Below are 23,905 nucleotides of genomic sequence, written 5' to 3'. Positions count from 1 at the left end.
GCGGACGCCATGACAGATTACATCCGCGACGGGCAGGCCATTTATGACCGCTCCTTCGCCATCATCCGCGCCGAAGCCGATCTGAGCCGCATACCTGCGGATCTCGAAAAGCTCGCCGTGCGCGTGGCTCACGCATCTGGCATGGTCGATATCGTTGAAGACATCGTCTTCTCAGATGGCGCAGGACAGGCCGGACGTGATGCTTTGCTCAAAGGAGCACCAATCCTCTGCGATGCGCGCATGGTTGCAGAAGGCATTACCCGTTCGCGACTGCCAGCCAATAATAATGTTATCTGCGCACTGAACGATCCATCGGTTCCGGATTTGGCGAAAAAGATCGGCAATACACGCTCTGCCGCAGCCCTCGACCTTTGGCTTCCACACCTTGAAGGCAGCATCGTTGCTATCGGCAACGCGCCAACCGCCCTCTTCCGCCTGTTTGAAATGCTTGACAATGGCGCGCCCAAACCTGCCCTTATCATTGGTATGCCGGTCGGCTTTGTGGGTGCTGCCGAATCCAAGGACGAGCTGGCTGAGAACAGCCGTGGTGTCCCTTTCGTCATTGTGCGCGGCCGTCGTGGCGGTAGCGCTATGACCGCAGCTGCCGTTAATGCACTTGCTTCGGAGCGCGAATAATGGCCCTCAAAGGCAAGCTCTATGGTCTGGGTGTAGGCCCCGGCGATCCCGAACTCATCACACTCAAAGCGCTTCGACTGCTCAAATCCGCTCCTGTGGTCGCCTACCACGCAGCCAAGGGCAAAAAGGGCAACGCACTGACGATCGTCGAAACCTATCTGTCTTCAGAACAGACTTTGGTTCCGCTCATCTATCCGGTAACAACGGAAAAACTGCCCGATCACATGGATTATGAGCAGATCGTCAGCGATTTCTATGCCGAGATCACTACAACGATTGCCAGCTATCTCGATGCGGGCCGCGACGTGGCCGTGATCGCGGAAGGTGATCCGTTCTTCTATGGCTCGTTCATGTATATCCACGACCGACTGGCCGAAAAATATGAAACGGAAGTCGTGCCTGGCGTTTGTTCTGTTCTGGGCGCTGCTGCCGTGCTTGGCGCACCGTTGGTCTATCGCAACCAGACCCTGTCGATCCTTTCGGGCGTCACGAGCGCAGAAGAACTCAAAACACGTCTCGCTGGCACTGAGGCCGCAGCCATCATGAAACTCGGCAAAAATCTCGACAAGGTGCGTGATGTGCTGAACGAGCTTGGGCTGATGGATCGTGCCCTCTATATCGAGCGTGCAACCATGCAAAACCAGCGTATTGCACCATTGACCGAGGTAAGTGGTAGCGATTGCCCTTATTTCTCGATCATTCTCGTTCCGGGCAGCAAATGGAACGGCGCATGAAGCCTGCTATTCTGATCTTGAGCGAAGCTGCAATTTCCACGGCGCGGAACGTGCAATCAGCACTTGGAAATGCGGAAGTGCTGGGACTGGAAAACCGAGTTCAAAGCGCCGACAAAAGCTTTGCTCATTTTGGCGATGGAATCCGCGCACTTTATGAAGAAGGCCGACCTGTGATCGCCTTGTGCGCTTCAGGCATCATCATCCGCGCCCTTGCACCCCTTCTGCAAAACAAGCGCATCGAACCGCCAGTTCTATCCGTTGCAGAAGATGGCAGCGCCGTCGTGCCATTGCTTGGCGGTCTGTCGGGTGTCAACGACCTGGCGCGGACAATAGCTCATGCATTGGAAGTCGCGCCCGCGATCACCACGACTGGCGAGTTGCGCTTTGGCATCAACCTGCTTCATCCTCCGGCAGAACTGAAACTCGCCAATCAGGACGACGCCAAGACTTTCATGTCCGACCTGCTGGCAGGTCAATCATTACTAATCAATGGTAATTCTCGTTGGCTCACGGCATCAAAGCTGCCGCTTGCCGACGATGGGAAGCTCACAATCAGCATCACGCCCGAAACCCGCACGCCACAGGCAAATGAGCTGATCTATCATCCGCGAACAATTGCCATCGCTATCGAAAAGCCGACTGAAGAACTGACAAGCCTCATCGGGAAAGCCTTTGACGATGCGGGCCTGTCTATAGACTCACTTGCTTTGCTTCTGGCTCACGAGAAAGATTGCGCATCACCGCACATTCATCAGGCATCAAAAGCACTGAAAGCGCCATTGCGCTTTGTTGCAGGTGATGCCGATCTTTCAGCCGCCTCGGTCGAAAACCCTGTTCGACACATAGCGACTGAAAACCTAAAGCTGGCTGTTGCATCAGCACCTGCCGATGTTCTTTTTATCGGTCGCAAGCGGGGCAAGCTCACGGTTATTGGACTTGGCCCCGGTACCCGTGATCTAATGACCCCAGCAGTGCAGCGTGATCTTGAACAGGCCGAAGACGTACTCGGCTATGAAACCTATGTTCGCATGGCAGGACCCTTCCGCGACGATCAGATCATTCACATGACCGACAATCGCGAAGAAATGCAGCGCGCACGCCATGCATTTGAACTTGCAGCTTCAGGCCGCGACGTCGTGATGGTGTCGTCCGGCGATCCGGGCGTATTTGCAATGGCTGCAGCGGTTGTTGAGGCACTGCATGAATCATCTGATGTGGCGTGGCACGGCGTTGAATTGGTTATCCAGCCCGGTATTTCGGCGGCGATGGCAGCGGCGTCCCGCATCGGTGCACCGCTTGGGCACGATTTCTGCATCATCTCGCTTTCGGACAATCTCAAGCCCTGGGATGTGATCGAGAAGCGTCTCGCACTGGCAGCTCAAGCCGATCTCGCCATGGCTTTCTATAATCCGATTTCCAAAGCCCGCCCGCATCAGCTTGGTCGAGCGCTGGAAATCCTCCGGCAGTATCGCGATGCTGAAACGCCAGTCGTGCTTGGTCGCGACATTGGCAGGCCTGCGGAAACAACTCGCGTTGTTTCGCTCGGGCAACTCAGACCTGACGATGTCGACATGCGAACTGTGGTGATTGTCGGCTCATCGCACACTGCCCGCTTTCCACGCGCGGGAGGCGGAGAGTGGGTTTACACGCCGCGCTGGTATGGCGAAAAGACCAAATAAATGAAAAACAAAAAGGCAGGGAAATCCCTGCCTTTTTAGTAAGCTATGAAGTTTTATTGAATCACTTCTTCTTCGACTTTTTCGGTGCTGGTGCAGCCGATGCAGCCTGAGCAGCAGCAGCTTCCGCTGCAATCTGATCTGCGCTCTTTGGCGACGTATCGACAACCGAACGAACCGAGCCATTTGCAGAAACCTGACAAACTGCAGTGCGCAGGTCGACCTTCAGGTCAACATCCGTACCACCACCGGCGCCCGGACGCGAATTAACTGCGCTGATCACGCGTTCAGGCAAGAAATACTTATTGGCAGCAGCAGTGATGCAAGGCTGTGCCAAAGATGAATCGACCGTCGACGTTGGAATGAAACGTGGCAGCGAAACAGTCGAAGCTGTTACTGGCGCTTCAGACTTGCCTGGAACCGTCGCATTCTGCGTAGTTGTTGTACAAGCGGCAGCCAAAGGAGCCAGCATGGCAATAACAAACAAACGGGCTCCGTTGCGGGTGCGTCCGTACATGATCAACCTCTTACGATCTGCTGATTAGGTAAAATTTTAACTGAGATAACTATTCGCTTTTGACAGATTGTCGAGTGGCAGGAAGGCCACAATGCCGGTTTTTCGTTGAGCATCCCCAACGACGTCATCATTGTTTCGTGAATATCCAGTTCAACATCTCGCGCCAGTCGCTCATTCTGATCGGCGTTCCATGATTGCCGCTTTCAAAACGACGGAACTGAACGGGATAACCGGGCGAGCGCTTGCGGATTTCTCGATAGAAGCCTTCCTGCTTATCGATTGCGAAAACCGGATCGCGACTGCCATGGCCGAAAAACACCGGCACACGCTTTTTGAAAGCCGGCGATTTGAAAAAGCCCTCATCCCACAGTGAACCTAAAAGTATCAGGCCGGAGAGCTGATTGCCCGCATTATCATTCGATGCGATACGCCAGCAAAGCGCCCCACCCTGCGACCCACAAGCCAGTATAAGTGGTGCAGATGGTGAAGTCGCTTTCGCCGCTTCGATGAGCCCTGCAACTTGCGCTTCGCCCGTTGCCGCAAAATCCTTGAAGTCCGGCGTCAGATAAAGTCCGCCATTGGTCGCCGCAAGGTTCTTCAAGCGGTTGAAATTGCCGCCAAATGTAAAATCATTCATGCCTTGCAGACGATTACCGCCGCGCCCGTGCAGATAAATGACGATAAACGACGCACCGCTCTGCTTTCCAGCAGCCATGGCCTTTACCGGCCCTGCCGCCGTCTGGAAGACGACATCTTTCTGATATGCACGCGCTTTTAGCGAAACATAAGCGTCTTTAACGCGCTTTTCAGGCACGGAATCGCGACCATTGATATCGCGCATTTCGTTGTAATCGATGACTTTATAGTCGCCATTATCGGCGCTGCTTAGCACGCCCGGATAGGCGAAATAGTCATCCTTGAACGGGGGGAGCGATCCTTGGGCAAAAGCGGATGTTGCAGTCAACAGCAACAAACCCACCAATAATCCAGCCCGCTTGTTCATTCTCCCTCCCTCAAACAATTTCAGAGTTCCAGCGTATGATAGCGGCGATTGAGATAAATCAGCGCTTCTTCGTCTGCATTCGAACGCAAGCCAACGACCTCGCCAAACAGTACATGATGCGTGGAATGCTCCTGCACACTTGTCACACGACAATCAAAAGCTGCCAGCGCGCCTTTGAGTACAGGTGCACCCGTATCGATTATGTCCCATTGTGCCAGCTCGAAACGCTCGTCTTGCGTAAGCCCTATGCGCCCTGAAAACGCATCGGCAAGCTGCTGATGTGAGCCTGCCAGCGTATTAACCGCAAACACGCCGTTCTTGATGAAAAGCAGATTCTCTTCGTGCATTTTCTGCAGGCATATCAGCAGAGTTGGCGGGTTATCCGAAACTGAACAGGCCGCAGTTAAAGTAAGTCCGCGCCTTCCGGCAGCACCTGCGGTGGTAACAACCTGCACCGCACCTGCATAATGACTCATCGCATCGCGGTAAGTCTTCGGCTCGAGCGATACAGTATTTGAGGTAGTGTTTTTATCCGTTTGCACGTCAGCAAGCATCCGTATTGTCTGACAGGCTTCCTGAAATCAATATCTGATTGCCTGTATACATATACGGGCATTGCACAAAGGCGAGGAAACCGCTACCCACTTTTCGTTCAATTAGCCATGAAATGTTTGAAGAAGATAAATCGCGTGATCAAGCCAGAGCAATTACCGGATAGACATGAAGCGGTTTTCCGCCCGGAATTGCGCGTTCTCAACCGGACGAAACTCTTCGCCCTCGCGCTATCGGCTTTCACAATGCTTTGCCTTCCAGCATCAGCGCAGGAAAATGCGACTGAAATTCGCATTGGAATGGCAGTGCCTTTGAGTGGCGGCTTTGCCCCGCTTGGAAACCAGCTGATCGAAGGCGCCCGCGTGGCGGCCAGTGCGAAAAACGCGCAGCTCGTCGTTGCAGATGATCGCTGTGATGCAGAAGGTGGCAAAGCCGCCGCAGAAACCTTCATCAAAGAAAACGTCCAGATCGTAACCGGGTTTCTCTGTTCGGAAGCGCTGGAAGCAGCACTTCCCGTTTTGGGCCAGCGCAATATCCCTGTTATCGCCTCAGGCGTCAGCGAACAAACCCTTACAGAAAAGCGTGCAGCAACGCCTTTTCCGGTTTACCGCATTACGACGGGGCTGGACAAGGAAACGCGTGCTACGGGTAGCTTTCTGGCAAGCCTATGGCGCTCCCAGCCCTTCGCGGTCATAGACGATGGTACGATTGAAGGTCGCGAACGTGCTGGACAGGTTTTGGCTCACCTGAAGGACCAGCAGCTTCAGCCAGTTTTCACGGATACATATCGCCCCGGCCTCGAAAACCAAAACGCGCTTGTTGCGCGCCTGCGTCGTGCAGGAGCAACGCATGTTTATGTCGGTGGGGAACGCGACGACATTGCAGCTATTGGCACAAGTGCCGTGGCACTTAAATATCCACTGGTGATCGCGGGCGGCAGCGTCCTCAATGCAGCGCCGGGCGCTCAACCACTGAGCACTGAAACCCTGATGATTGCACCTCTGAAGCCGCAGGATCTTTCGACGGCAAAAACGGCAGTCGAGGCCATCAGTCAGGCAGGCAAACTGCCGGAAGCTTATTCCGTCACCGGTTTTGCTAGCATTGAACTCGCGACTTCCGCGATCAGCAAAGCTGCGGAACAAAAGCAGCCGCTTATTGATATCTTGCGCGACAGCTCATTTGAAACCGCACTTGGCACAATCAAATTCGATGGTAACGGTATGCGCAGCGATAATCCAAATCGCCTGCAGCGCTATGATGGAACGCATTTTATAACAGCTGACTGATAAGCCCGATCAGGCTTGCAGCGATAATAATCCCGGTCATAACGCTCATACTCGACCAGAAAAGCGAAAGCGCAGCATCGATATCGTCTGCATCAGCTTCCCGCTTACCCTCACCATAAAACAGTGGTGCTTCGACCTTTTCCGATCCATATTGGCGCGGTCCGGCAAGTGCCAGCTCAAGCGCACCTGCAAAGGCCGATTCCGGCCATCCAGCATTGGGCGAACGGTGCAGCCGCGCATCGCGCCACATGACGGATAGTGTTCTTTTCCCGGCTTTTTTATCAACCGTAAACGCAGCAGCTATTGCAGTCAGCAAACCAGTCAATCGTGCTGGAATATAGTTTGCAACATCATCAAGACGGGCAGCGAAGCGCCCGAAATGACGATAGCGGTCATTGAGATGCCCGATCATCGAGTCTGCCGTGTTGATGAGTTTATACGCAAACAGCCCCGGCAATCCGCCGACGAGAAACCAGAAAGCAGGAGCAACAATGCCATCCGACGCATTCTCGGAAAGGCTTTCGATCGCTGCGCGACTGATACCGCCTTCATCGAGCTGATCCGGGTTACGTCCGACAATCATCGAAACCGCTTTGCGACCACCTTCAATACCGTCTTCACGCAACCCAGAGGCCACCGCCCGCACATGATCGGCAAGACTTTTCTGAGCCAGAAACACTGCGACGATGGTGATTTCAACCAGCGCGCCCGCTGTCCCCAGATAAGGCAGCAAATAGTCTAGCACCAACCCCACCACAACACATGAAATTACCAGTCCGATTATCAGCCACATGCCATTGCTGCGCAGTGCATTGACGGAAAGACTGTGATCGTTGAGACGTTTTTCACCCCAGCTGATTGCCTTGCCAAACAGAACCACCGGATGCGGAACTTTCTGCCAGAGCTGTGGCGGATCACCCACCACCCGGTCCAGAACAAGCGCTAAAGCAAGAATAATCAGCTTTATTTCCATGGACTTGATGCGCTTTCCTGAATCACTTTTTCAAGCGGAGAATATCCCGCAATGCCTGTTCAAATCTCATAAGGCCCGCCTGATCAGGCGCGAGTCCGATGCGCAGCCAGCTTGGTGCATAGGCAAACTTTCGGACAAGAATATGCTGCTCACAAAGTGCATCGTAAATTGCATGAGCATTTTCATGTTCAACGAGCGAAAACAACGCTGTGCCACCTACTTCCAAGAGCTGACAATGTGCGAGCGTCGCGGCAAGTTCAGCCCGTCTTGTATCAATGCGTCCGTGAAAGGCCTCAAGCTCAACACCACTTTCGAAAGCATGGAGTGCAATCGCAAGTGTTGGTCCCGCCACAGCCCATGGACCGAGCCTGTCTGCAACGCGCTTCACAAGCTCATCATTTGCAAGCAGGAACCCAAGCCGGACGCCTGCAAGGCCAAAGAACTTGCCGAAGGATTTCAACACGACCAGCGGCGCATTCGCAGCATGTCTTGCAATGCTCACCTCCGGATGCGGATCGGCAAAAGCCTCATCCACAACCAGAAAACCACCCCGCTCGCCCAACTTTCGCGCAAGCCCCAGCAAATCAGGCCGCGCAATAGTCCGGCCATCCGGGTTGTTCGGATTGACGATTGTGACCACCAGCGCATTCTCTGGGATGTCGTCGAGCGTCGCACATTCGATCACATTCCAGTTTGCCGCTTCAAAAGCTGCCGCATGTTCCTGATAGGTCGGGCCCAAAATGGCGACCGTCGCAGGTTCAAGCAATGTCGGAATAAGCTGAATAAGCGCCTGCGTTCCCGAGCTGGCAACGATTGGCGCATTCTGACCCGCTTCGTAATAGGAACGCGCCGCAGTCAGAACCCGCAACAATAGCCCCTCATCCGGCAAACGGTTCCACAAGGGCGCAGCCAGTTCCGGCAGAGGAAAATGTTCGGGATTGATACCCGTTGAAAGATCAAGCCAGTCTTCGGCCTTGCCACCAAAGCGCGCAATAGCCTTATCCAGCGCTCCGCCATGCTCAATAGTCATGTTCAGGCATTCTCTCCGGAAAAATCAATCACATGCATGAAGGAGCCAGCAACTGAACCAACGCGAAGTCCCGCCTCTCCCAACTCTTCACCCAACGCATCGCGGACGCGGAACAGCCGTTCGGCCTTACCTTCAAGCACAATACTGGCATAGTGAAACTCATGAGCCGAAAGCGGCAATGGCCATGGCGAACCCGACAAAGGTTCCAGTTTGCGATAACCAAGGTGCATTTTGCGTTTGGCAAAGCTTGTTTCAAGCGGAAGCAGCCCAAGCATAGCGTGCTTAACCGATGACGAATCTTCCAGCGTCTCACCCAGCACCATATAGCCGCCACACTCGCCGTAAATGCGCGCACCACGATCCGCAGCGCGCCTCATGCCCTGCAGGAAACACTTCGCTTGGCTTAATTTTCCGGCATGAAGCTCAGGATAGCCTCCCGGCAGATAAATGGCGTCAGCGCTTTCATCGGGCGTTTCATTAGCGAGCGGTGAAAAGAATGAAAGCTCCGCACCACGCCTGCGCCAGCCTGCAAGCAGATGCGCATAGGCAAAGGCAAAGGCGTCGTCTCGCGCGACTGCAATGCGGTTTCCAAGCGGCGTGAGGCGAGGAACATTCGCCATAGCCTCATGATGCTTTGGCCGCGACCAGATATGCTCTAATGCGCTTAAATCAATATGCGCATCAACCACATCCGCAGCGTGCTCTAGGAAACGCTCCAGATCGGCATGTTCACCGGCCTGAACGAGACCCAAATGCCTTGAAGGCAGAACCAGCGCTTCATCTCGCGGAATTAGGCCCAGAACGGCAATACCGAGCGGTTTGATCGCTTCGCGCAGCATGGTCTCATGTCTGCCGCTGCCAACCCGGTTGAGGATGACCCCGGCAATCAGCACATCTTTGCGAAACTGGCTGAAACCCGAAATGAGTGCAGCAATGGAATGGGATTGGCGGGCGCAATCGACCACCAGAACCACTGGCAGATCAAGAGTTCGCGCCAAATCTGCTGACGAACCCTTTCCATCGAGCGCTCCGTCGAAAAGCCCCATCATGCCTTCGACAACCAGCAGCTTGTTGCCCTCAGTCATGCGGGATGAAATGGCACTGATAAGCTCTGGCCGCATGGCCCATGGATCAAGATTGAAGCAATCCACACCGCTCGCAGACTTATGGTAGGCAGGATCAATGTAATCAGGGCCAGCTTTCGCGGGTGCAAGCGCCTCGCCGCGCCGCTTTAGAGCGCGCAGCAGCCCAAGCGTCAAAGTGGTTTTGCCTGAACCGGAAGCCGGCGCTGCAATCATGAAACCCTTCATGCGCTCTTCTCTCTGCTAAGATGAAGCGGATCGCTTGTCAGTTTTCGACCCTGAGATGCACCGGCCCAGTCAAGCCCAGCACGTAGCTTCACTACCTCTCCCACAACCACGATTGCCGGTGGCTTGAGACCCGATGCTTCTACATCTACAACCGCGCGTGACAATGTTGTCTCCAGAACCACCTGTTCAGGCAAGCTGGCATTGCAGACAAATGCGACCGGCTCATCTGGCGAGCGTCCTGCTGTCATCAGACGCTCTGTGATGAGGTCGATATGCTTCATCGCCATATACATCACAATAACCGGAGAAGACTGAGCAATGCCCTCCCAATTAATACGATCTGGCATCAGCCCTGTTGCATCGTGGCCCGTGAGGAATGTAACTGATTGGTTGATATCGCGATGCGTGGCCGCAATTCCTGCATAGGCAAGACCGCCGATACCCGCTGTAATGCCTGGCACAATGCGAAACGGCACGCCATGTTCAACAAGCGTCAGCGCTTCCTCGGCTCCGCGCCCAAAGACGAATGGATCACCACCTTTCAGGCGCAGAACCTTCTTGCCTTCCTGAGCTAGCTCAACCAGTCGCAGCGAAATATCGCGCTGCTTTGGTGAAGGCTTGCCACCTCGTTTGCCTGCGTATTCAACAATTGCGTCATCGCGCTTGAGTGAAAGACAGGCTTCATCAACCAGCGCATCATAGACAATAACATCCGCGTCTCGCAGCGCGTTCACCGCGTGCAATGTGAGAAGGCCCGGATCACCCGGACCGGCACCAACAAGCCAGACATGCCCGGGCTGTATCGCCGGCAAGCTGACTTTGCTCTTCGCAACAATACATTCCGGCGCATGTTCAGGCTTATTCATCGTCATCAACCATAATTCTATCTAGTGGATTTTTCGAATTTAACGTTTGTTACGACGCCTATTTCAGCAGAAATACAAACGTAAAATTCAATCCACTAGCGGCACAGCTATCAGATACATTATAAGGCGTCCATGAACGATGAAACCGCCCCTACTAATAAACTACCAGAAAAAGCCGAACTGCGTCGCGGCTGGACGACGGGCGCCTGTGCCACAGCTGCCACCAAGGCAGCGCTGACTGCGCTCATCACCGGTGAATTCCCCGATCCTGTCGGCATCATCCTACCCAAAGGCGAAGTTCCCTATTTCCAGCTTGAATATGAAGGGCTGGGTGAAGGCTATGCCATGGCGGGTATCGTCAAGGATGCGGGTGACGATCCAGATGTCACGCACGGCGCAACAATCATTTCAACCGTTTTCCCTGCCCCTCCCGGCACAGGCATTGTGTTTCAGGCTGGTGAAGGCGTAGGCACCGTAACCCGATCCGGCTTGCAAATTCAGCCGGGCGAAGCGGCAATCAATCCAACTCCGCGCCGCATGATGACAGAGATCTGCGAACAGATATGTGCGGAATATGGTCTGCCTGCTGATCTGGTGATTACGATTTCCGTTCCGGGCGGCGAAGAAATTGCGCAGAAAACGTGGAACCCGCGCCTTGGTATCGTTGGCGGTATTTCCATCTTGGGTACGACAGGCGTTGTGCATCCATTTTCGTGTTCAGCATGGATCCATTCTATCCATCGCGGCATAGATGTAGCGCGTGCTGAAAAGCAAAAACATGTACTCGCTGCGACCGGCTCAACCTCTGAAGACGCAGCACAAGCACTTTATGATCTGCCGGATTTTGCAATTCTCGACATGGGTGATTTTGCCGGTGGCGTACTCAAATATCTGCGAGCGCATCCCATCGATAAACTTACCCTTGCAGGCGGATTCGCCAAGCTGACAAAACTTGCTCAGGGTGAACTTGATCTTCATTCCGCGCGCTCACAGGTCGATAAAAGCTTCCTCTGGACTATTGCTGAAAAGGCTGGCGCGCCAAGCGACATGAAGGACCGGATTCTTTTTGCGAACACTGCACTGGAAGTGCTTGAAATGACTCAAAGCGTTGACATCGACATGGCTACACCGATCGCTGAAAAAGCTAAGCAGGTGGCGCTCGAAACCCTGCGCGGCGCACCTGTTGAGGTCGAAATCATTGTGACGGATCGCAAAGGCAATATCCTTGCCTGCCTCTAAAATACTCATTCTTGGCGGCACTGCTGAAGCATCAAAGCTTGCTTCCTTACTGGAGGCCCTCCCCGTCGAAGCTATCACCTCGCTTGCAGGCCGAACGGCCAACCCTGCTCCAGTCAGCGGCAAGCTGCGGATTGGCGGATTTGGAGGCGCAGAAGGTCTGGCCAATTTTCTGGCAATCGAGAAAATCGATCTTCTGATCGATGCGACGCATCCCTATGCAACGCGCATTTCACACAATGCTGTCGTGGCATCCGATATGGCAAATATTCCGCTACTGCGGCTTGAACGTCCAGCATGGGAAAAGGCAAGCGGCGATAGCTGGATTGAGGTCGAGAACGAAGCGCAGGCTGCAACCTTGATCCCCGCTGGTGAGCGTGTTCTGCTCGCACTGGGCCGCCAACATATCAAACCCTTTGCAGATCGTGGCGATGTCCACTTCATCATAAGGATGATCGACCCGCCGGAAGTAACACTTCCACGCGATTGTGAAATCGTTCTGGCAAAACCCGGAAACTATGAATCTGAGAAGCAATTCCTGAGCGGGCGAAAGATCGGCCTGATTGTCAACCGCAATTCTGGTGGCAACATATCCTATGCGAAAATCGAGGCAGCGCGCGATCTCGCCTTACCTATACTGATGATCGCACGCCCACCCGTTGAAGCCAAAACTGTTGTCGCCACTGCGGATAAAGCAATTGAATTTGCGCGTTCAGCTTTAAGGTTTTGAGCGCGCAACATGGCTATGCGCTTCATGATAAAGCGCTGAATCCCGGAAGTTCTTCGGGTCAAGACTACGTCCAATGAACACCATCGCCGTTCTTTTGACGCCAGAAAGCTCCACTTTCTCGGTAATATCAGACAGTTTTCCGCGCAATATCTGCTCGTCTGGCCACCCAATTCGGTATGCAACGACCACCGGACAATCAGAACCGTATAGTGGCGTCAGCTCGGTTTCGATCTTCGCAAGGTTCCGGATCGACAGGTGAATGACCAATGTCGCGCCAGATTTACCCAGTGTGGCGAGATCCTCACCTTCCGGCATAGCAGATGATTTTACCGAAGTCCGCGTCAGAATAATGCTCTGGTTAACTTCCGGAATTGTCAGTTCCTGTTTCATTGCAGCTGCAGCCGCTACAAAAGCCGGGACACCCGGCGTCACGTCATAAGGGATGCCGAGCGCATCAAGCCTGCGCATCTGCTCGGCCATCGCGCCATAAATCGACGGATCGCCTGAATGCACGCGTGCAACATCATGACCTTCGGCATGCGCCGCCTCAATCGCCGCAATGATTTCGTATAGGGTCAGAGAGGAACTATCAATCAGCAGCGCATTTTTGGGTGCAGATGCAACAACTTCTTTTGGCACCAGCGATCCTGCATAAATGCAGACCTGACAGCTTTCGATCAGTCGCAAACCACGCACGGTGATGAGGTCGGCGGCACCGGGACCGGCTCCAATGAAATGAACTGTCACGTTTTCTTCCTCTGTTCAGGCGTTTCGAATGCCTTTCAGGTGGCAGAAGAGTCAATCTTTTTCAGGCAAAAGTCCTTGAATATCATTGAAGATCGACTGCCACTCTTCCGGTGTCAGCTCGAAGAAGTTGAAGCTTCTGAGCAGAAATGCACCCTCATTGGCAATGAAAGCAAGTCGCGCGCGCCTGCCTGCAGGTGTCGAAACATCAAGTCCATCCCACTGCTTGCGATACCAGGTCCGCGTTTCATCGAGATAATGGGAGTTGGGAATAAGGCTCGCCATCATGGCGGCAAATCGTGAATCGTCCTCAGCATCGCTTTCGCGCGTCACCGCGATATGGGCAGCAATATGTGAAATCGCATCTTGTCTGTGCTGTTTGCGCGCTGTCACCAAATCGTCGAACCGGTCGCCCCACCGCTCGATCATAGCTTTCATCAGCCCGTCTTTGTTACCAAAGCAATATTGGACGCCGCCCTTGGTAACACCGGAGGCCTGTGCCACCGCATCCATGGTCAGCGCAACGATACCACCTTCGGCAACCAGCTTCTCGGCCATATCCAGGACGTGGTCACGGTCGATTGAGCGCGGACGGCCGGTTTTCTGCAATTTCTTACTTTCCATACGGACGGATTTATATTATGTCAGCCACCCTGACAAGTTTGAATACGCTCGTATTGAAAAGGTATAATCCGATGTTGCCGCAAAATCGCTGGCTCGTTCTCGCAATTGTTTCCAGCGCGTTGTTCCTGATCGTTGTGGATATGACAGTGCTTTACACAGCGCTGCCACGCCTCACCCATGATCTGGCGGCAAGTGCTTCCGAAAAGCTCTGGATCATGAATATCTACCCGCTGGTGGTGGCAGGCCTGCTGCCGGGCCTCGGCACGCTGGGTGACAAGCTCGGCCACAAGCACATGTTCATGAATGGCCTGGTGGTGTTTGGCCTTGCTTCGCTTTGCGCAGCCTATTCGCCAAACCCGGAAGTGCTGATCGCAGCCCGCGCATTTCTCGCTTGTGGCGCGGCGATGATGATGCCTGCTACGCTTTCCATCATTCGACTGACCTTCACCGATGAAAAAGAACGCTCGCTTGCCATTGGCATCTGGGCGGCGATTGCTTCGGGTGGCGCTGCCATCGGCCCTGTCGCGGGCGGTGTACTGCTCGAATATTTCTGGTGGGGCTCAGTGTTCCTGATTAACGTGCCTGTTGTACTGGTGGCCCTGGCACTTTCAGCCTTCAACCTTGAAAATCGTCCCCTTGGCTCCAAGCGCAAATGGGATCTCGTCGGCTCGATCCAGATTATGATCGGCCTGATCGCATTGACCTATGCCGTCAAGGAACTTGCCAAGCGCGATGCATCGATGACTGTCTTTGCGAGCGCTTTGATTCTCGGCCTCATCGCAACGACCATTTTCGTGCGCCGTCAGTTTTCAAGCAAGGAGCCGCTCATCGACTTCTCGCTTTTTAACAACAGGCTGTTCTCAACAGGTGTGTTTGCGGCTCTCGTTGCATCAGGTTCGATGACTGGTATGGAACTGGTGTTCAGCCAGCGCATGCAGCTGATCGAAGGCATGACGCCTTTGCAGGCTGGCCTGATGATCTTGCCTATTCCGCTTGCGGCCTTTGTAGCTGGACCGCTGGCTGGCATGATGTTGCCGCGCCTTGGCGCAGGCAAGGTGCTTTGGGCGTCGCTCGGCATCACCGCTCTCGGTGTGGTGATCTATATCCTGACCTATAAGCTCTCGACGCATTTCTATCTGGCAGGGCTTGCTGTCCTCGGTTTTGGTGTTGGCTGTGCAATGACCGGCGCATCCTCGTCAATCATGGGTAATGCACCGGCCGAAAAGGCTGGCATGGCGGCATCTGTCGAGGAAGTTTCGTTTGAACTTGGCAATGCGCTGGGTGTGACGATCTTCGGCAGTATCCTGTCGGCATTCTATACCGCCAGCCTTATCCTGCCTGCAGGCTCAAGCATTCCATCTGTTGTCCGCGACAGCCTGGATGAAGCGCTTCTCGCTGCACAATCGATGCCGGAAGCGGATGCCTATACTCTGACTACCCTCGCATCGCAGGCATTCGAAAATGCCTATGTGGCTGTCATCGTTGCAACCGCTGCCCTGCTGCTCGTTGCGACTGTTGCAACCTACATCGTGCAACGTCGCAAGGTGAAGATCGCGTAATTCATACGCTCCGTGTCACCGCAATCGCTGCGGTGGCACATTCACTGGTCGTTTTTCCGATCAGCAATTCTGCATCATCTCCGGCCGCAGCAAGCGCTGCAGATTCTGCAACGCCATGGCATCCGACCGTAGCGAAAACCACGTCCGACGGGTGCTTCAACTTTGGCGTTTCTTCTTCAAGCCGCACGGCATCAAAGAAGAGCAGCTCGCTACCATAATGTTGAGCAAGCTTGGCCCAGACCGGATCACCTTGCTTAGTGGAAATTGTCGCTATGACAGAAGGTCGCTTCAAACCGGCTTTAAGCAAAACCTTGTCTGCTAATGAAACGAGTTCCTCGAGACTTACGCCTGACGAACTTCCCATCCCAAGCGCAGCCCATTTTTCCTTAGACTGCACGAGGTGCCGACTGCGGGGCCAGCTGCTGAGCCTGCCGCAAATCATCCGCTGTAACGCCAAGGATGTCGGCAATGCGCTTGATCATCGCTGTTTCGGACTGATCAACATGATTATCTGCACGCGCAATGCGCATCAGATCGCGCAGTAGTGATGCACGGCGTTCAGGGGCCATTTCAGCCAGCATAGAAGCCGCCTGCTTGGTGGTGGTCTCATAGCCGAAGTCTTTAAGATACTCGGTAACTTCCGGCAGCTCTTCCGCCGAAATACCAAAATTCTCGGAAACGATATCTCTGAAAGCTGCAATTTCTGCCGGATGACGATCGCCATCGGCAAAAACCACATGAAGCAGAAGAAGCAGTTCCGAAGCGAGTGCCGGATCTTCGGCGACACGCTGCACAGCACTCTTTTTGCTGAGAAACGCAGTAATGCGTTCGAAAATGCTTTCGCTCATGGATGACCGTCTCCTGTTACCAACCTGACCTGCATCAATAATGATGCCTGAACAAAAAAACAACGCAAGCGCCAGCAAGTTCCCGCCCTCGTCTTTACCCGAAAAAGCAGGAGAAACGCGTCTGGCGCAATCAGGTTGTCTGCTCTATGTTGCATCAACTTTTGCCGGACCCCCTCCATGCTTGAATTTTTCGATACATTGACGCTCCTCCTGACCATGGCCGCTTTCATTGCGGGCATTATCGATTCTATCGCAGGCGGAGGCGGTATGATTACGATCCCGGCATTGCTTCTGGCAGGTGTGCCACCTGTCGAAGCGCTTGGCACAAACAAGTTGCAAGGCCTGTTCGGCTCTTCCTCTGCAACCATTGCCTACGCGCGCAAAGGCCATGTGAACATCAAGGAACAATGGCCCGAAGCCATTGCATCGCTGGTCGGTTCAGTTTTTGGTGCGCTTTTGGCAACTGTCCTGCCAGTCGATATCATGCGGGCAGCCTTGCCAATTCTGCTGATCGCGATTGCCATTTACTTTGCGGTGAAACCAAGCCTTGGTGATGTGGATCGCGCACGTCGGATAGGACCCTTCCTGTTTGGCGTCACGCTGGTTCCATTGATTGGCTTTTACGACGGGCTGTTCGGTCCGGGAACCGGCTCATTCTTCATGCTGGCATTCGTCGCACTGGCAGGCTACGGCGTACTGAAAGCAACCGCTCATACCAAGCTGCTCAATTGCGCATCCAATATCGGCGGCTTTGCCACTTTTGCGCTCGTTGGCACGATCAACTGGAAACTAGGCATCTGTATGGGGATTGCACAGTTCATCGGCGCTCAGATCGGTGCAAGCCTTGCCATGAAGATTGGCTCACGCATCATAAAGCCCCTGCTGATTGTGGTGAGCCTCGCGCTTGCCGTGCGGCTTCTCATGGAGCCGAGCAATCCCATTCGCCAGATGATAGGTTTCTAGTTATTTGTTTCAACGCGCATCTATATCCGAAAACCGCTTCGCACTTTTCGGGATGCGCTCTAAATCCTCAGCGCTACCAGCACAACACCACAGCCGATCAGCGCAATTCCAAGCCAGTTGATCGTAGACATGCGTTCGCCAAGAAATACTGCACCGAAAAGCGCGACTAATACGACTGACAGTTTATCGACAGGGGCGACGCGTGACGCATCACCAATTTGCAGCGCCCGGAAATAGGCAAGCCATGACGCACCGGTCGCAAGACCGGATAGCACGAGAAACACCCAAGACTTTGCGGAAATTTCGCCGGGCTTCTGCCATTGGCCTGTCACGGTCAGAAAAAGACACAGTGCGCCGATAATCACCAGCGTGCGAACCAGCGTGGCAAAGTCAGAATTGATGCCTTGAATGCCGACCTTGGCGAATATCGCCGTCAAGGCAGCGAAAACTGCCGACATCAATGCCCAGAATTGCCAGCTCGCTATCATAATCAGAACTCGATCCCCTTCTGCGCCTTCACGCCTGAACGGAACGGATGTTTGATCATTTCCATCTCGGTGACAAGATCAGCAAACTCGATCAGCTCATCCTTGGCATTGCGGCCAGTGATGATGACGTGTTTCATCTCAGGCTTGGCGGCAAGCACTTCGATGATTTCCTCGACAGGCAGATAATCATAGCGAAGCACGATATTGAGCTCGTCGCAAAGCACCATGTCATAGCTTTCATCGAGGATCAGGGCCTTAGCCTGTTCCCATGCATCGCGCGCCATGGCGATATCGCGGGCACGATCCTGCGTTTCCCATGTAAAGCCTTCACCGAGTGCCGAGATCGTCACCTGCTCCGGAAACTTCTCCAGTACCCAGCGCTCGCCGGTATCCCATGAACCTTTGACAAACTGCACGACACCAATCTTCATACCATGGCCAAGTGCGCGGAAAACCATACCGAAGCCTGCGCTCGACTTACCCTTGCCTTTGCCTGTATGGACAATGACCAAACCTTTTTCGTCGGTCTTAGTGGCTTGAATCTTATCACGCGCCGCTTTCTTCTTGCGCATCTTATCCGCATGACGGGCATTCAATTCCTCTTCCGTCATCGAAAGAAGTTTCGCAGATTTCTCAGCCATTTAATGCCCTTTCCGGAATCAGTTTTTTAAGTTTAGCAAGGTCCATGGAAGATGACAGATCTTCCAGATCGGACTTTGCTTACAAACAAAGAGTGGCACGTCACATCATCGTTTTCGTGCGGTACTCCATAAGGTTTTCCAGCTCAAACCGTGCTGAATTGGAACGTGGCACCCAGAAGCCACGTTCAATTGCATCGTTGAGCTTTGAAGCGGTTTCACTCAGCGCAGCCGGATTTTTCTCAAGCATAAAATCATGCACCGCTCTATCAGCGATATAGGCCTGATAGACAGCCTCGAAATGATGATTGCCGACTTTGCCAGTCGTTGCCGCGAAAGCGAAAAGATAATCGACGGTAGCAGCAATTTCCGCAGCGCCCTTATAGCCGTGACGCATAACACCCGCGATCCACTTAGGGTTTGCCGCACGGCCACGCACAACCCGCGCCAGCTCTTCTTCGAGCGTACGGATAACCGGCTTCTCAGGTTTTGAATGATCGTTGTGATAGACGGTCGGCATCGCGCCCGTCAGGTTCTCAACAGTCGCAGCCATTCCACCTTCGAACTGATAATAATCGTCGCTGTCGAGCAAATCGTGCTCGCGATTATCCTGATTTTGCACCACTGCCTGAACAGAGCGAAGCCGCTCTTCAAGCAGCCCGCGTTCTGCCTGCCCCTCTTCGCCCGCGCCATAGGCATAGCCACCCCAGACGAGCCAGGCTTCTGCCAGATCGTTGCGACCAGCCCAGCCATTTTCGTCAATCAGTGCCTGCAATCCAGCACCATAGGCACCGGGTTTTGATCCAAACACACGATAGCCTGCGCGACGCTCGGCGGTCTTTTCATCGGCACCCGTTGCGATAAGCCGTGCTTGCTCTGCTTTGATCCGTGCACCAATCGGATTATCATCCGCCTCTTCGTCAAGTGCGCCCACTGCACGAACGGCCTTGTCAAACAGCGCAATCTGCTCAGGGAATGCATCACGGAAAAAGCCGGAAATACGCAAAGTCACATCCACACGCGGGCGACCAAGCTTGGCAATCGGCACGATCTCGTAGCCGGTGACGCGCCGCGAAGCCATATCCCAGACAGGTTTCACACCGATGAGCGCAAGCGCCTGCGCAATATCATCGCCGCCAGTGCGCATGTTGGAGGTTCCCCATGCGGTGAGACCAAACGAGGTCGGCCACTCGCCGTGATCCTGCGTATAACGCGTGATGAGCAGTTCCGCCGACTTGCGCCCCAATTCCCACGCCGCTGGTGTAGGCACGGCACGGCTATCGGTCGAGAAGAAATTACGCCCGGTTGGCAAGACATCGGGCCGTCCACGCGTTGGCGCACCCGATGGCCCCGGCGGCACAAAGCGCCCTGAAATAGCAGACAGAAAACCTTCGATCTCTGAAGGTCCGCAGAATGTCACCATTGGGCGCAAATGATCATTGATCGATTGCAACACGGCATTGGTCTGCATCCAATCTGCCGGGCACTCAACTTCGCCCTCAACAAACTGAGCAGCAAGCAATTCAATACGTTCAACGGTATCGCCCGCAATACGCCAGCTTGCAGGACTTACAGCCACCAGCAGTGCAGGCTTCGGCCCGATCCACGGATCAGCCATTGCACAATCAAGCGGATCAAATTCTTCGCCAAGGTCTGCATCTTTTGCGATTGCCCGTTGCAGGCTCTGTTCGCCCGGCAAACCACCCAGCGCAACAGGAATGCCACGCGGAACGCGTGCCAGTGCTACCAGCAAATCAGTGAGCGAACGCCCTTCAGGGGCCAGCCCAAAAATATGCAGCCCATCACGGATCTGCATTTCCTTGAGATCGCAGAGATAGGCATCAAGCTTTTGCAGCGCCATATCTTCATCGTCATGGTCGTGAATGCCCGCGTCGCGGTCGAGACCAATATCGCGCACCAGATCAAGAATCTGCGCTTTCAACCGCAACAGACGCCGCGGATCAACGCCCGAAGCCTCGTAATACTCATCAACCAGCGCTTCCAGATCTTTAAGCGGGCCATAGCTTTCGGCACGTGTAAGCGGCGGTGTCAGATGATCGATGATCACCGCACCCGCACGGCGCTTGGCCTGCGTGCCTTCACCCGGATCATTGACGATAAACGGATAGACATGCGGTGTTGGACCGAAGACCGCTTCGGGATAGCAGTTCTCCGATAACGCTAAGGCTTTACCGGGCAGCCATTCCAGATTGCCATGCTTGCCCATATGCACGATGGCATCGATCTTCGCCACGTCACGCAGATAGGCGTAGAATGCGATATAGCCATGCGGTGGCACCAGATCAGGCGAATGGTAGGTCTCTTTCGGATCGATATTATAGCCGCGTGCTGGCTGAATACCGGCAATGGTTTCGCCCAGTTTCATCAGCGGCAGTGCAAAAACATTAAGCTCATTTGCGAAATATGGATCACCTTCCGGCGCTCCCCAGCGCATTGTCACTTCATTCTGAATCACATTCGGAAGCTTTGCAAAGAAAGCCTTGTATTGATTCAGAGAAATGACTTCGCGGATTACACGCCCGTCACGCGCGGCATTGGTTGGGCCAGCCATTAAAAGCTGCATGAAAGCATCACTATTGGCAGGCACATCGCCCACCTGATAGCCCTCGCCCGCCATAGCCAGGAGCACTTCCACCGTTCCCGCAGGCGTATCAAGCCCAACACCATTGCCCAGCCTGCCATCGCGGTTTGGATAATTGGCGAGGATCAACGCAACGCGGCGTTCTTGCCGCGATTTGCGCTTAAGGCGCACCCAGTTTGCCGCCAGTTCCGCGACAAAAGCCACGCGACCGGCATCCGGCTCGTGGGTAACAATATTGGCTTCAACGGCGCTATCGAATTGCTTTGCAGATTTAAACGACACCGCACGTGACAGCACGCGACCGTCCACTTCCGGCAGCGCCACATTCATCGCGAGATCGCGCGCCAGTAGCCCCTGCTGCGAGGCCTTCCATGTCGCTTTTGGCGTACCGGAAAAGATCACCTGCAAAACCATATTGCCACGCTTATCCAGCACGGTCGGTTTACGCTCGGCACCCGGCGACGAAATCGCAAAGCCGGTTGCATTGAGCACAATATCCGGCGAGCAATCTTCAAACAGTCCATCGACAACTGCTGCCGAAAGTCTGTCCTTGAGGCTGGAAACAAAGATCGGAACCGGGTTCAGGCCCTTGGCCTGCAATGCCCTGATCAGTGCTTCGACCGGCTGTGTCTGTCCGCTCTGCACCAGCGCACGATAAAAAATGATTGCCGCAGCAGGCGCATCAGCGACCTTCCATTGCTGGCGGATGAGATCAAGCGAAGGCGCGGCCATATTGGGCCACCACAGCCCAGCTTTTAGAAGCGGTGCCGCCTCTTCCGGCTTTTCGCTCTCATCAATCAGTGCGCAACAATAATCGAGAAAGCGCGACGTATTGGCGGCCCCGCCTTCGATCAGATATTGCCAGAGAGCATCCCGCTCCTGCGCTGGCACGGTCGAAAACCTTGTCAGCCCGTAATCGGGCTTATCATCACCCGGCAGCACGGCGATCTTGATGCCGTGCGAAACCGCACAGGCATGAAGCGCCTCAAGCCCATAAGGCCAATAGGTCTCGCCACCAATAATCCGCACGACGATAAGCTTCGCATGTTGTGCCGTGCGCTCGATATAAGCGTCGACCGACATGGGATGCGTGAGGCTTAGAAAGTTGGCCAGTCGCACACTGTGTCGGAGACTTGGCCCGCTTTGCCCAAGCTTATGTGCTTGAGCAAGGCTTGCCAGTTCCGTATCGGCAGCGGAAAGGAACAATATGTCACCCGGCGTCTGGCCGAGGTCGACGGCCTCATTGCCGTCGCTTATCGTTCCTTTCTGGGCAAGTAAAAGATGCATTACGAAACAGCGTCTTTCACGGCTTTGGTGATTGCCTGTTCATCGATCTCATGCAGGCCAATGACGACAAGACGCGTATTGCGCGCTTCATCCTTGCCCCACGGGCGGTCGAAATAATGCTCAATCCGTGGACCAACGGCCTGCACAACGAGACGCATCGGCTTGCCCGGCACATCGACAAAACCTTTGAGACGCAGAACATCATGTTCCGCAATCACGGCCTTGAGCTTTTCGGTAAATGCCTTTGGATCAGCAACCGAACCTGCTTCCACCACAAAGCTTTCAAACTCGTCGTGATCATGCTCGTGACCATCAGCATGATGGATTTCATGATGCGACTTGCGGTTGGCGATATCGTCTTCCGTACCCACGCCAAGGCCGAGCAGAACATCCGCACCAAGCTTGCCGAAGCTTGCTGGCACCATGTTGACGCGGCGCGTTGAGCGTTCAGCCACATCGGCCTTCACGCTATCGAGTTTGGCCGGATCAACGAGATCGGCCTTGTTCAGAACGATAAGGTCAGCCGCATGAATCTGATCCTCAAAAAGTTCCTCTAAAGGGCTTTCATGATCAAGAGATTCGTCCGCCGCGCGCTGTGCATCCACCTTGTCGTGGTCGTCAGCAAAACGACCTTCGGCAACGGCAGCAGCATCGATAACTGTCACCACGCCGTCGACCGTCACCTGCGTCTTGATTTCAGGCCAGTTGAAAGCAGCGACCAGCGGCTGAGGCAGTGCCAGGCCAGAAGTTTCGATCACGATATGATCAGGACGATCCGCACGATCCAGAAGCTTGGTCATGGTCGGAATGAAGTCATCGGCAACAGTGCAGCAGATGCAACCATTGTTAAGCTCGATCACGTCTTCCTCACGGCAGCTTTCAATACCACAGCCTTTCAGAATCCCACCGTCAACGCCCAGATCACCAAACTCATTGATGATAAGCGCGATGCGCTTGCCATTGGCGTTTTCCAGCAGATTGCGGATCAGCGTCGTCTTGCCGGAACCTAAGAAGCCGGTGATGACGGTCGCTGGAATCTTTTCTCCCTGCATCGAATTATCCCTTCATTTTGAGCGGCAAGCCTGCCGCCAGAAAATAGACTTCATCCGCCACTGATGCCACGGCTTGATGCAAAAAACCGGCATGATCGCGAAACTCCCGCGCCATCCGATTTTCCGGCACAATGCCCAAGCCAACTTCGTTGGAAACGAAAACAACCGGACCTGAAAGCTTTGGCAATGCCGCTATCAGTGTCTTAGTTTCAGCAGCGATATTCTGCTCTGCCATCATCAAATTGGTGATCCAGAGCGTCAGGCAATCGACCAACATGAAGCGGTCATACCCCGCGTGTTTTTCAAGCGCCCCAACAAGGTCTAGTGGTTCTTCCACCGTCTGCCATTCACTCCCGCGACGGTCGCGATGAATAGAAATACGGCTTTCCATTTCCTTGTCGAATGCACGTCCTGTTGCGAGGTAAACTGGCTGAAGTCCAAGCTCTTTCGATGTGTCCTCAACCAGTTTCTCCGCAAACGACGACTTACCAGAACGGGCTCCGCCAAGAACGAATGTAATTTTTGCATTTTCATTTCTGGGCGGAGCCATA

Annotated in this window: 24 protein-coding genes; 8 read left to right on the top strand and 16 right to left on the bottom strand. The window is 54.2% G+C overall.

Annotation, left to right across the window (positions count from 1 at the left end; all coding sequences use genetic code 11):
- Positions 1-9 precede the first annotated feature (9 nt).
- The 3 genes from QSJ70_RS01855 to cobJ are packed head-to-tail and all read left to right on the top strand — an operon-like array spanning position 10 to position 3,049.
- Entirely contained in the window at positions 10-636 is a 627-nt protein-coding gene (locus tag QSJ70_RS01855; protein WP_285534606.1) for a precorrin-8X methylmutase, read from the top strand.
- A complete protein-coding gene (locus QSJ70_RS01850) occupies positions 636-1,370 on the top strand; it encodes a precorrin-2 C(20)-methyltransferase (RefSeq protein WP_285534605.1) in 735 nt (244 codons plus the stop codon). Before QSJ70_RS01855 ends, QSJ70_RS01850 begins: the two co-directional genes overlap by 1 nt.
- A complete protein-coding gene (gene cobJ / locus QSJ70_RS01845) occupies positions 1,367-3,049 on the top strand; it encodes a precorrin-3B C(17)-methyltransferase (RefSeq protein WP_285534604.1) in 1,683 nt (560 codons plus the stop codon). Before QSJ70_RS01850 ends, cobJ begins: the two co-directional genes overlap by 4 nt.
- A gap of 61 nt (positions 3,050-3,110) precedes the next feature.
- Here the strand turns inward: cobJ and QSJ70_RS01840 are convergent, their stop codons facing one another.
- The 3 genes from QSJ70_RS01840 to QSJ70_RS01830 all read right to left on the bottom strand — a co-directional run bounded on the left by QSJ70_RS01840 (position 3,111) and on the right by QSJ70_RS01830 (position 5,120).
- Complete coding sequence (locus tag QSJ70_RS01840; RefSeq protein ID WP_007875549.1) at positions 3,111-3,563, bottom strand: hypothetical protein; 453 nt, start codon at positions 3,561-3,563, stop codon at positions 3,111-3,113.
- Positions 3,564-3,690: 127 nt separating this feature from the next.
- Positions 3,691-4,566 (bottom strand): alpha/beta hydrolase, encoded by an 876-nt coding sequence (locus QSJ70_RS01835; protein ID WP_113498081.1) that lies wholly within the window; start codon positions 4,564-4,566, stop codon positions 3,691-3,693.
- A gap of 20 nt (positions 4,567-4,586) precedes the next feature.
- A complete protein-coding gene (locus QSJ70_RS01830; RefSeq protein WP_064320752.1) occupies positions 4,587-5,120 on the bottom strand; it encodes a flavin reductase in 534 nt (177 codons plus the stop codon).
- Positions 5,121-5,228: 108 nt separating this feature from the next.
- On the opposite strand from QSJ70_RS01830, the gene QSJ70_RS01825 reads away from it, so the two are divergent.
- Positions 5,229-6,404, top strand: a complete 1,176-nt coding sequence (locus QSJ70_RS01825) for a branched-chain amino acid ABC transporter substrate-binding protein (protein ID WP_502871658.1) — start codon at positions 5,229-5,231, stop codon at positions 6,402-6,404.
- On the opposite strand, the gene cbiB is transcribed toward QSJ70_RS01825, so the two are convergent.
- Genes cbiB through cobA form a run of 4 tightly spaced genes read right to left on the bottom strand, consistent with a single transcriptional unit; the run spans position 6,388 to position 10,583 of the window.
- Complete coding sequence (gene cbiB / locus QSJ70_RS01820; protein ID WP_285534603.1) at positions 6,388-7,377, bottom strand: adenosylcobinamide-phosphate synthase CbiB; 990 nt, start codon at positions 7,375-7,377, stop codon at positions 6,388-6,390. The two genes, QSJ70_RS01825 and cbiB, sit on opposite strands and share 17 nt — an antisense overlap.
- A 22-nt stretch (positions 7,378-7,399) precedes the next feature.
- Positions 7,400-8,413, bottom strand: a complete 1,014-nt coding sequence (gene cobD, locus QSJ70_RS01815; RefSeq protein WP_285534726.1) for a threonine-phosphate decarboxylase CobD — start codon at positions 8,411-8,413, stop codon at positions 7,400-7,402.
- Positions 8,410-9,717 carry a cobyrinic acid a,c-diamide synthase CobB gene (locus tag QSJ70_RS01810; protein ID WP_064320755.1) on the bottom strand — a complete coding sequence of 436 codons (1,308 nt, stop codon included), beginning with the start codon at positions 9,715-9,717 and terminating at the stop codon, positions 8,410-8,412. Before QSJ70_RS01810 ends, cobD begins: the two co-directional genes overlap by 4 nt.
- Positions 9,714-10,583, bottom strand: a complete 870-nt coding sequence (cobA, locus tag QSJ70_RS01805; protein ID WP_285534724.1) for a uroporphyrinogen-III C-methyltransferase — start codon at positions 10,581-10,583, stop codon at positions 9,714-9,716. Before cobA ends, QSJ70_RS01810 begins: the two co-directional genes overlap by 4 nt.
- A 132-nt stretch (positions 10,584-10,715) precedes the next feature.
- Between cobA and QSJ70_RS01800 the strand changes: the two genes are divergently transcribed.
- Together QSJ70_RS01800 and QSJ70_RS01795 are read left to right on the top strand one after the other, a co-directional pair.
- Positions 10,716-11,822, top strand: a complete 1,107-nt coding sequence (locus QSJ70_RS01800; protein ID WP_285534602.1) for a cobalt-precorrin-5B (C(1))-methyltransferase — start codon at positions 10,716-10,718, stop codon at positions 11,820-11,822.
- Positions 11,809-12,549 (top strand): cobalt-precorrin-6A reductase, encoded by a 741-nt coding sequence (locus tag QSJ70_RS01795; protein WP_285534601.1) that lies wholly within the window; start codon positions 11,809-11,811, stop codon positions 12,547-12,549. The genes QSJ70_RS01800 and QSJ70_RS01795 overlap by 14 nt, the downstream gene beginning before the upstream one ends.
- On the opposite strand, the gene cobM is transcribed toward QSJ70_RS01795, so the two are convergent.
- Entirely contained in the window at positions 12,538-13,296 is a 759-nt protein-coding gene (gene cobM, locus QSJ70_RS01790; protein WP_285534600.1) for a precorrin-4 C(11)-methyltransferase, read from the bottom strand. The genes QSJ70_RS01795 and cobM overlap by 12 nt on opposite strands.
- Positions 13,297-13,347: 51 nt before the next feature.
- The gene (locus QSJ70_RS01785; RefSeq protein ID WP_235820833.1) at positions 13,348-13,902 is read right to left on the bottom strand and encodes a TetR/AcrR family transcriptional regulator; all 555 of its coding nucleotides are present in this window, start codon (positions 13,900-13,902) and stop codon (positions 13,348-13,350) included.
- 32 nt (positions 13,903-13,934) lie between these two features.
- On the opposite strand from QSJ70_RS01785, the gene QSJ70_RS01780 reads away from it, so the two are divergent.
- The gene (locus QSJ70_RS01780) at positions 13,935-15,476 is read left to right on the top strand and encodes an MFS transporter (RefSeq protein ID WP_285534598.1); all 1,542 of its coding nucleotides are present in this window, start codon (positions 13,935-13,937) and stop codon (positions 15,474-15,476) included.
- A gap of 1 nt (position 15,477) precedes the next feature.
- Here the strand turns inward: QSJ70_RS01780 and QSJ70_RS01775 are convergent, their stop codons facing one another.
- Together QSJ70_RS01775 and QSJ70_RS01770 are read right to left on the bottom strand one after the other, a co-directional pair.
- Positions 15,478-15,840, bottom strand: a complete 363-nt coding sequence (locus tag QSJ70_RS01775) for a cobalamin biosynthesis protein (protein WP_105518680.1) — start codon at positions 15,838-15,840, stop codon at positions 15,478-15,480.
- Between the two features lie 22 nt (positions 15,841-15,862).
- Positions 15,863-16,324 (bottom strand): tellurite resistance TerB family protein, encoded by a 462-nt coding sequence (locus QSJ70_RS01770; protein ID WP_007875568.1) that lies wholly within the window; start codon positions 16,322-16,324, stop codon positions 15,863-15,865.
- 177 nt (positions 16,325-16,501) lie between these two features.
- Here QSJ70_RS01770 and QSJ70_RS01765 point away from each other — a divergent pair, with 177 nt between their 5' ends.
- On the top strand, positions 16,502-17,287 hold the full coding sequence (locus tag QSJ70_RS01765; protein ID WP_064320762.1) for a TSUP family transporter: 786 nt from the start codon (positions 16,502-16,504) through the stop codon (positions 17,285-17,287).
- A 59-nt stretch (positions 17,288-17,346) separates the two neighbouring features.
- Here QSJ70_RS01765 and QSJ70_RS01760 read toward each other — a convergent pair whose 3' ends face one another.
- From QSJ70_RS01760 to cobU, 5 genes are all read right to left on the bottom strand, one after another.
- Positions 17,347-17,775 (bottom strand): EamA family transporter, encoded by a 429-nt coding sequence (locus QSJ70_RS01760; RefSeq protein ID WP_285534597.1) that lies wholly within the window; start codon positions 17,773-17,775, stop codon positions 17,347-17,349.
- A 2-nt stretch (positions 17,776-17,777) separates the two neighbouring features.
- The gene (gene cobO / locus QSJ70_RS01755; RefSeq protein WP_064320764.1) at positions 17,778-18,416 is read right to left on the bottom strand and encodes a cob(I)yrinic acid a,c-diamide adenosyltransferase; all 639 of its coding nucleotides are present in this window, start codon (positions 18,414-18,416) and stop codon (positions 17,778-17,780) included.
- Between the two features lie 100 nt (positions 18,417-18,516).
- Entirely contained in the window at positions 18,517-22,302 is a 3,786-nt protein-coding gene (gene cobN, locus QSJ70_RS01750; protein WP_285534596.1) for a cobaltochelatase subunit CobN, read from the bottom strand.
- A complete protein-coding gene (cobW, locus tag QSJ70_RS01745) occupies positions 22,302-23,354 on the bottom strand; it encodes a cobalamin biosynthesis protein CobW (RefSeq protein WP_285534594.1) in 1,053 nt (350 codons plus the stop codon). The genes cobN and cobW overlap by 1 nt, the downstream gene beginning before the upstream one ends.
- A gap of 4 nt (positions 23,355-23,358) precedes the next feature.
- Positions 23,359-23,904 (bottom strand): bifunctional adenosylcobinamide kinase/adenosylcobinamide-phosphate guanylyltransferase, encoded by a 546-nt coding sequence (gene cobU / locus QSJ70_RS01740; protein ID WP_285534592.1) that lies wholly within the window; start codon positions 23,902-23,904, stop codon positions 23,359-23,361.
- Position 23,905: the final 1 nt, after the last annotated feature.

The sequence above is a fragment of the Brucella sp. NBRC 12950 genome (genome assembly GCF_030268145.1).
In the GTDB taxonomy this organism is placed as follows: Bacteria; Pseudomonadota; Alphaproteobacteria; order Rhizobiales; family Rhizobiaceae; genus Brucella.
Note: the sequence above shows the minus strand (reverse complement) of the source record. Positions and strands in the feature narration are given on the sequence as shown.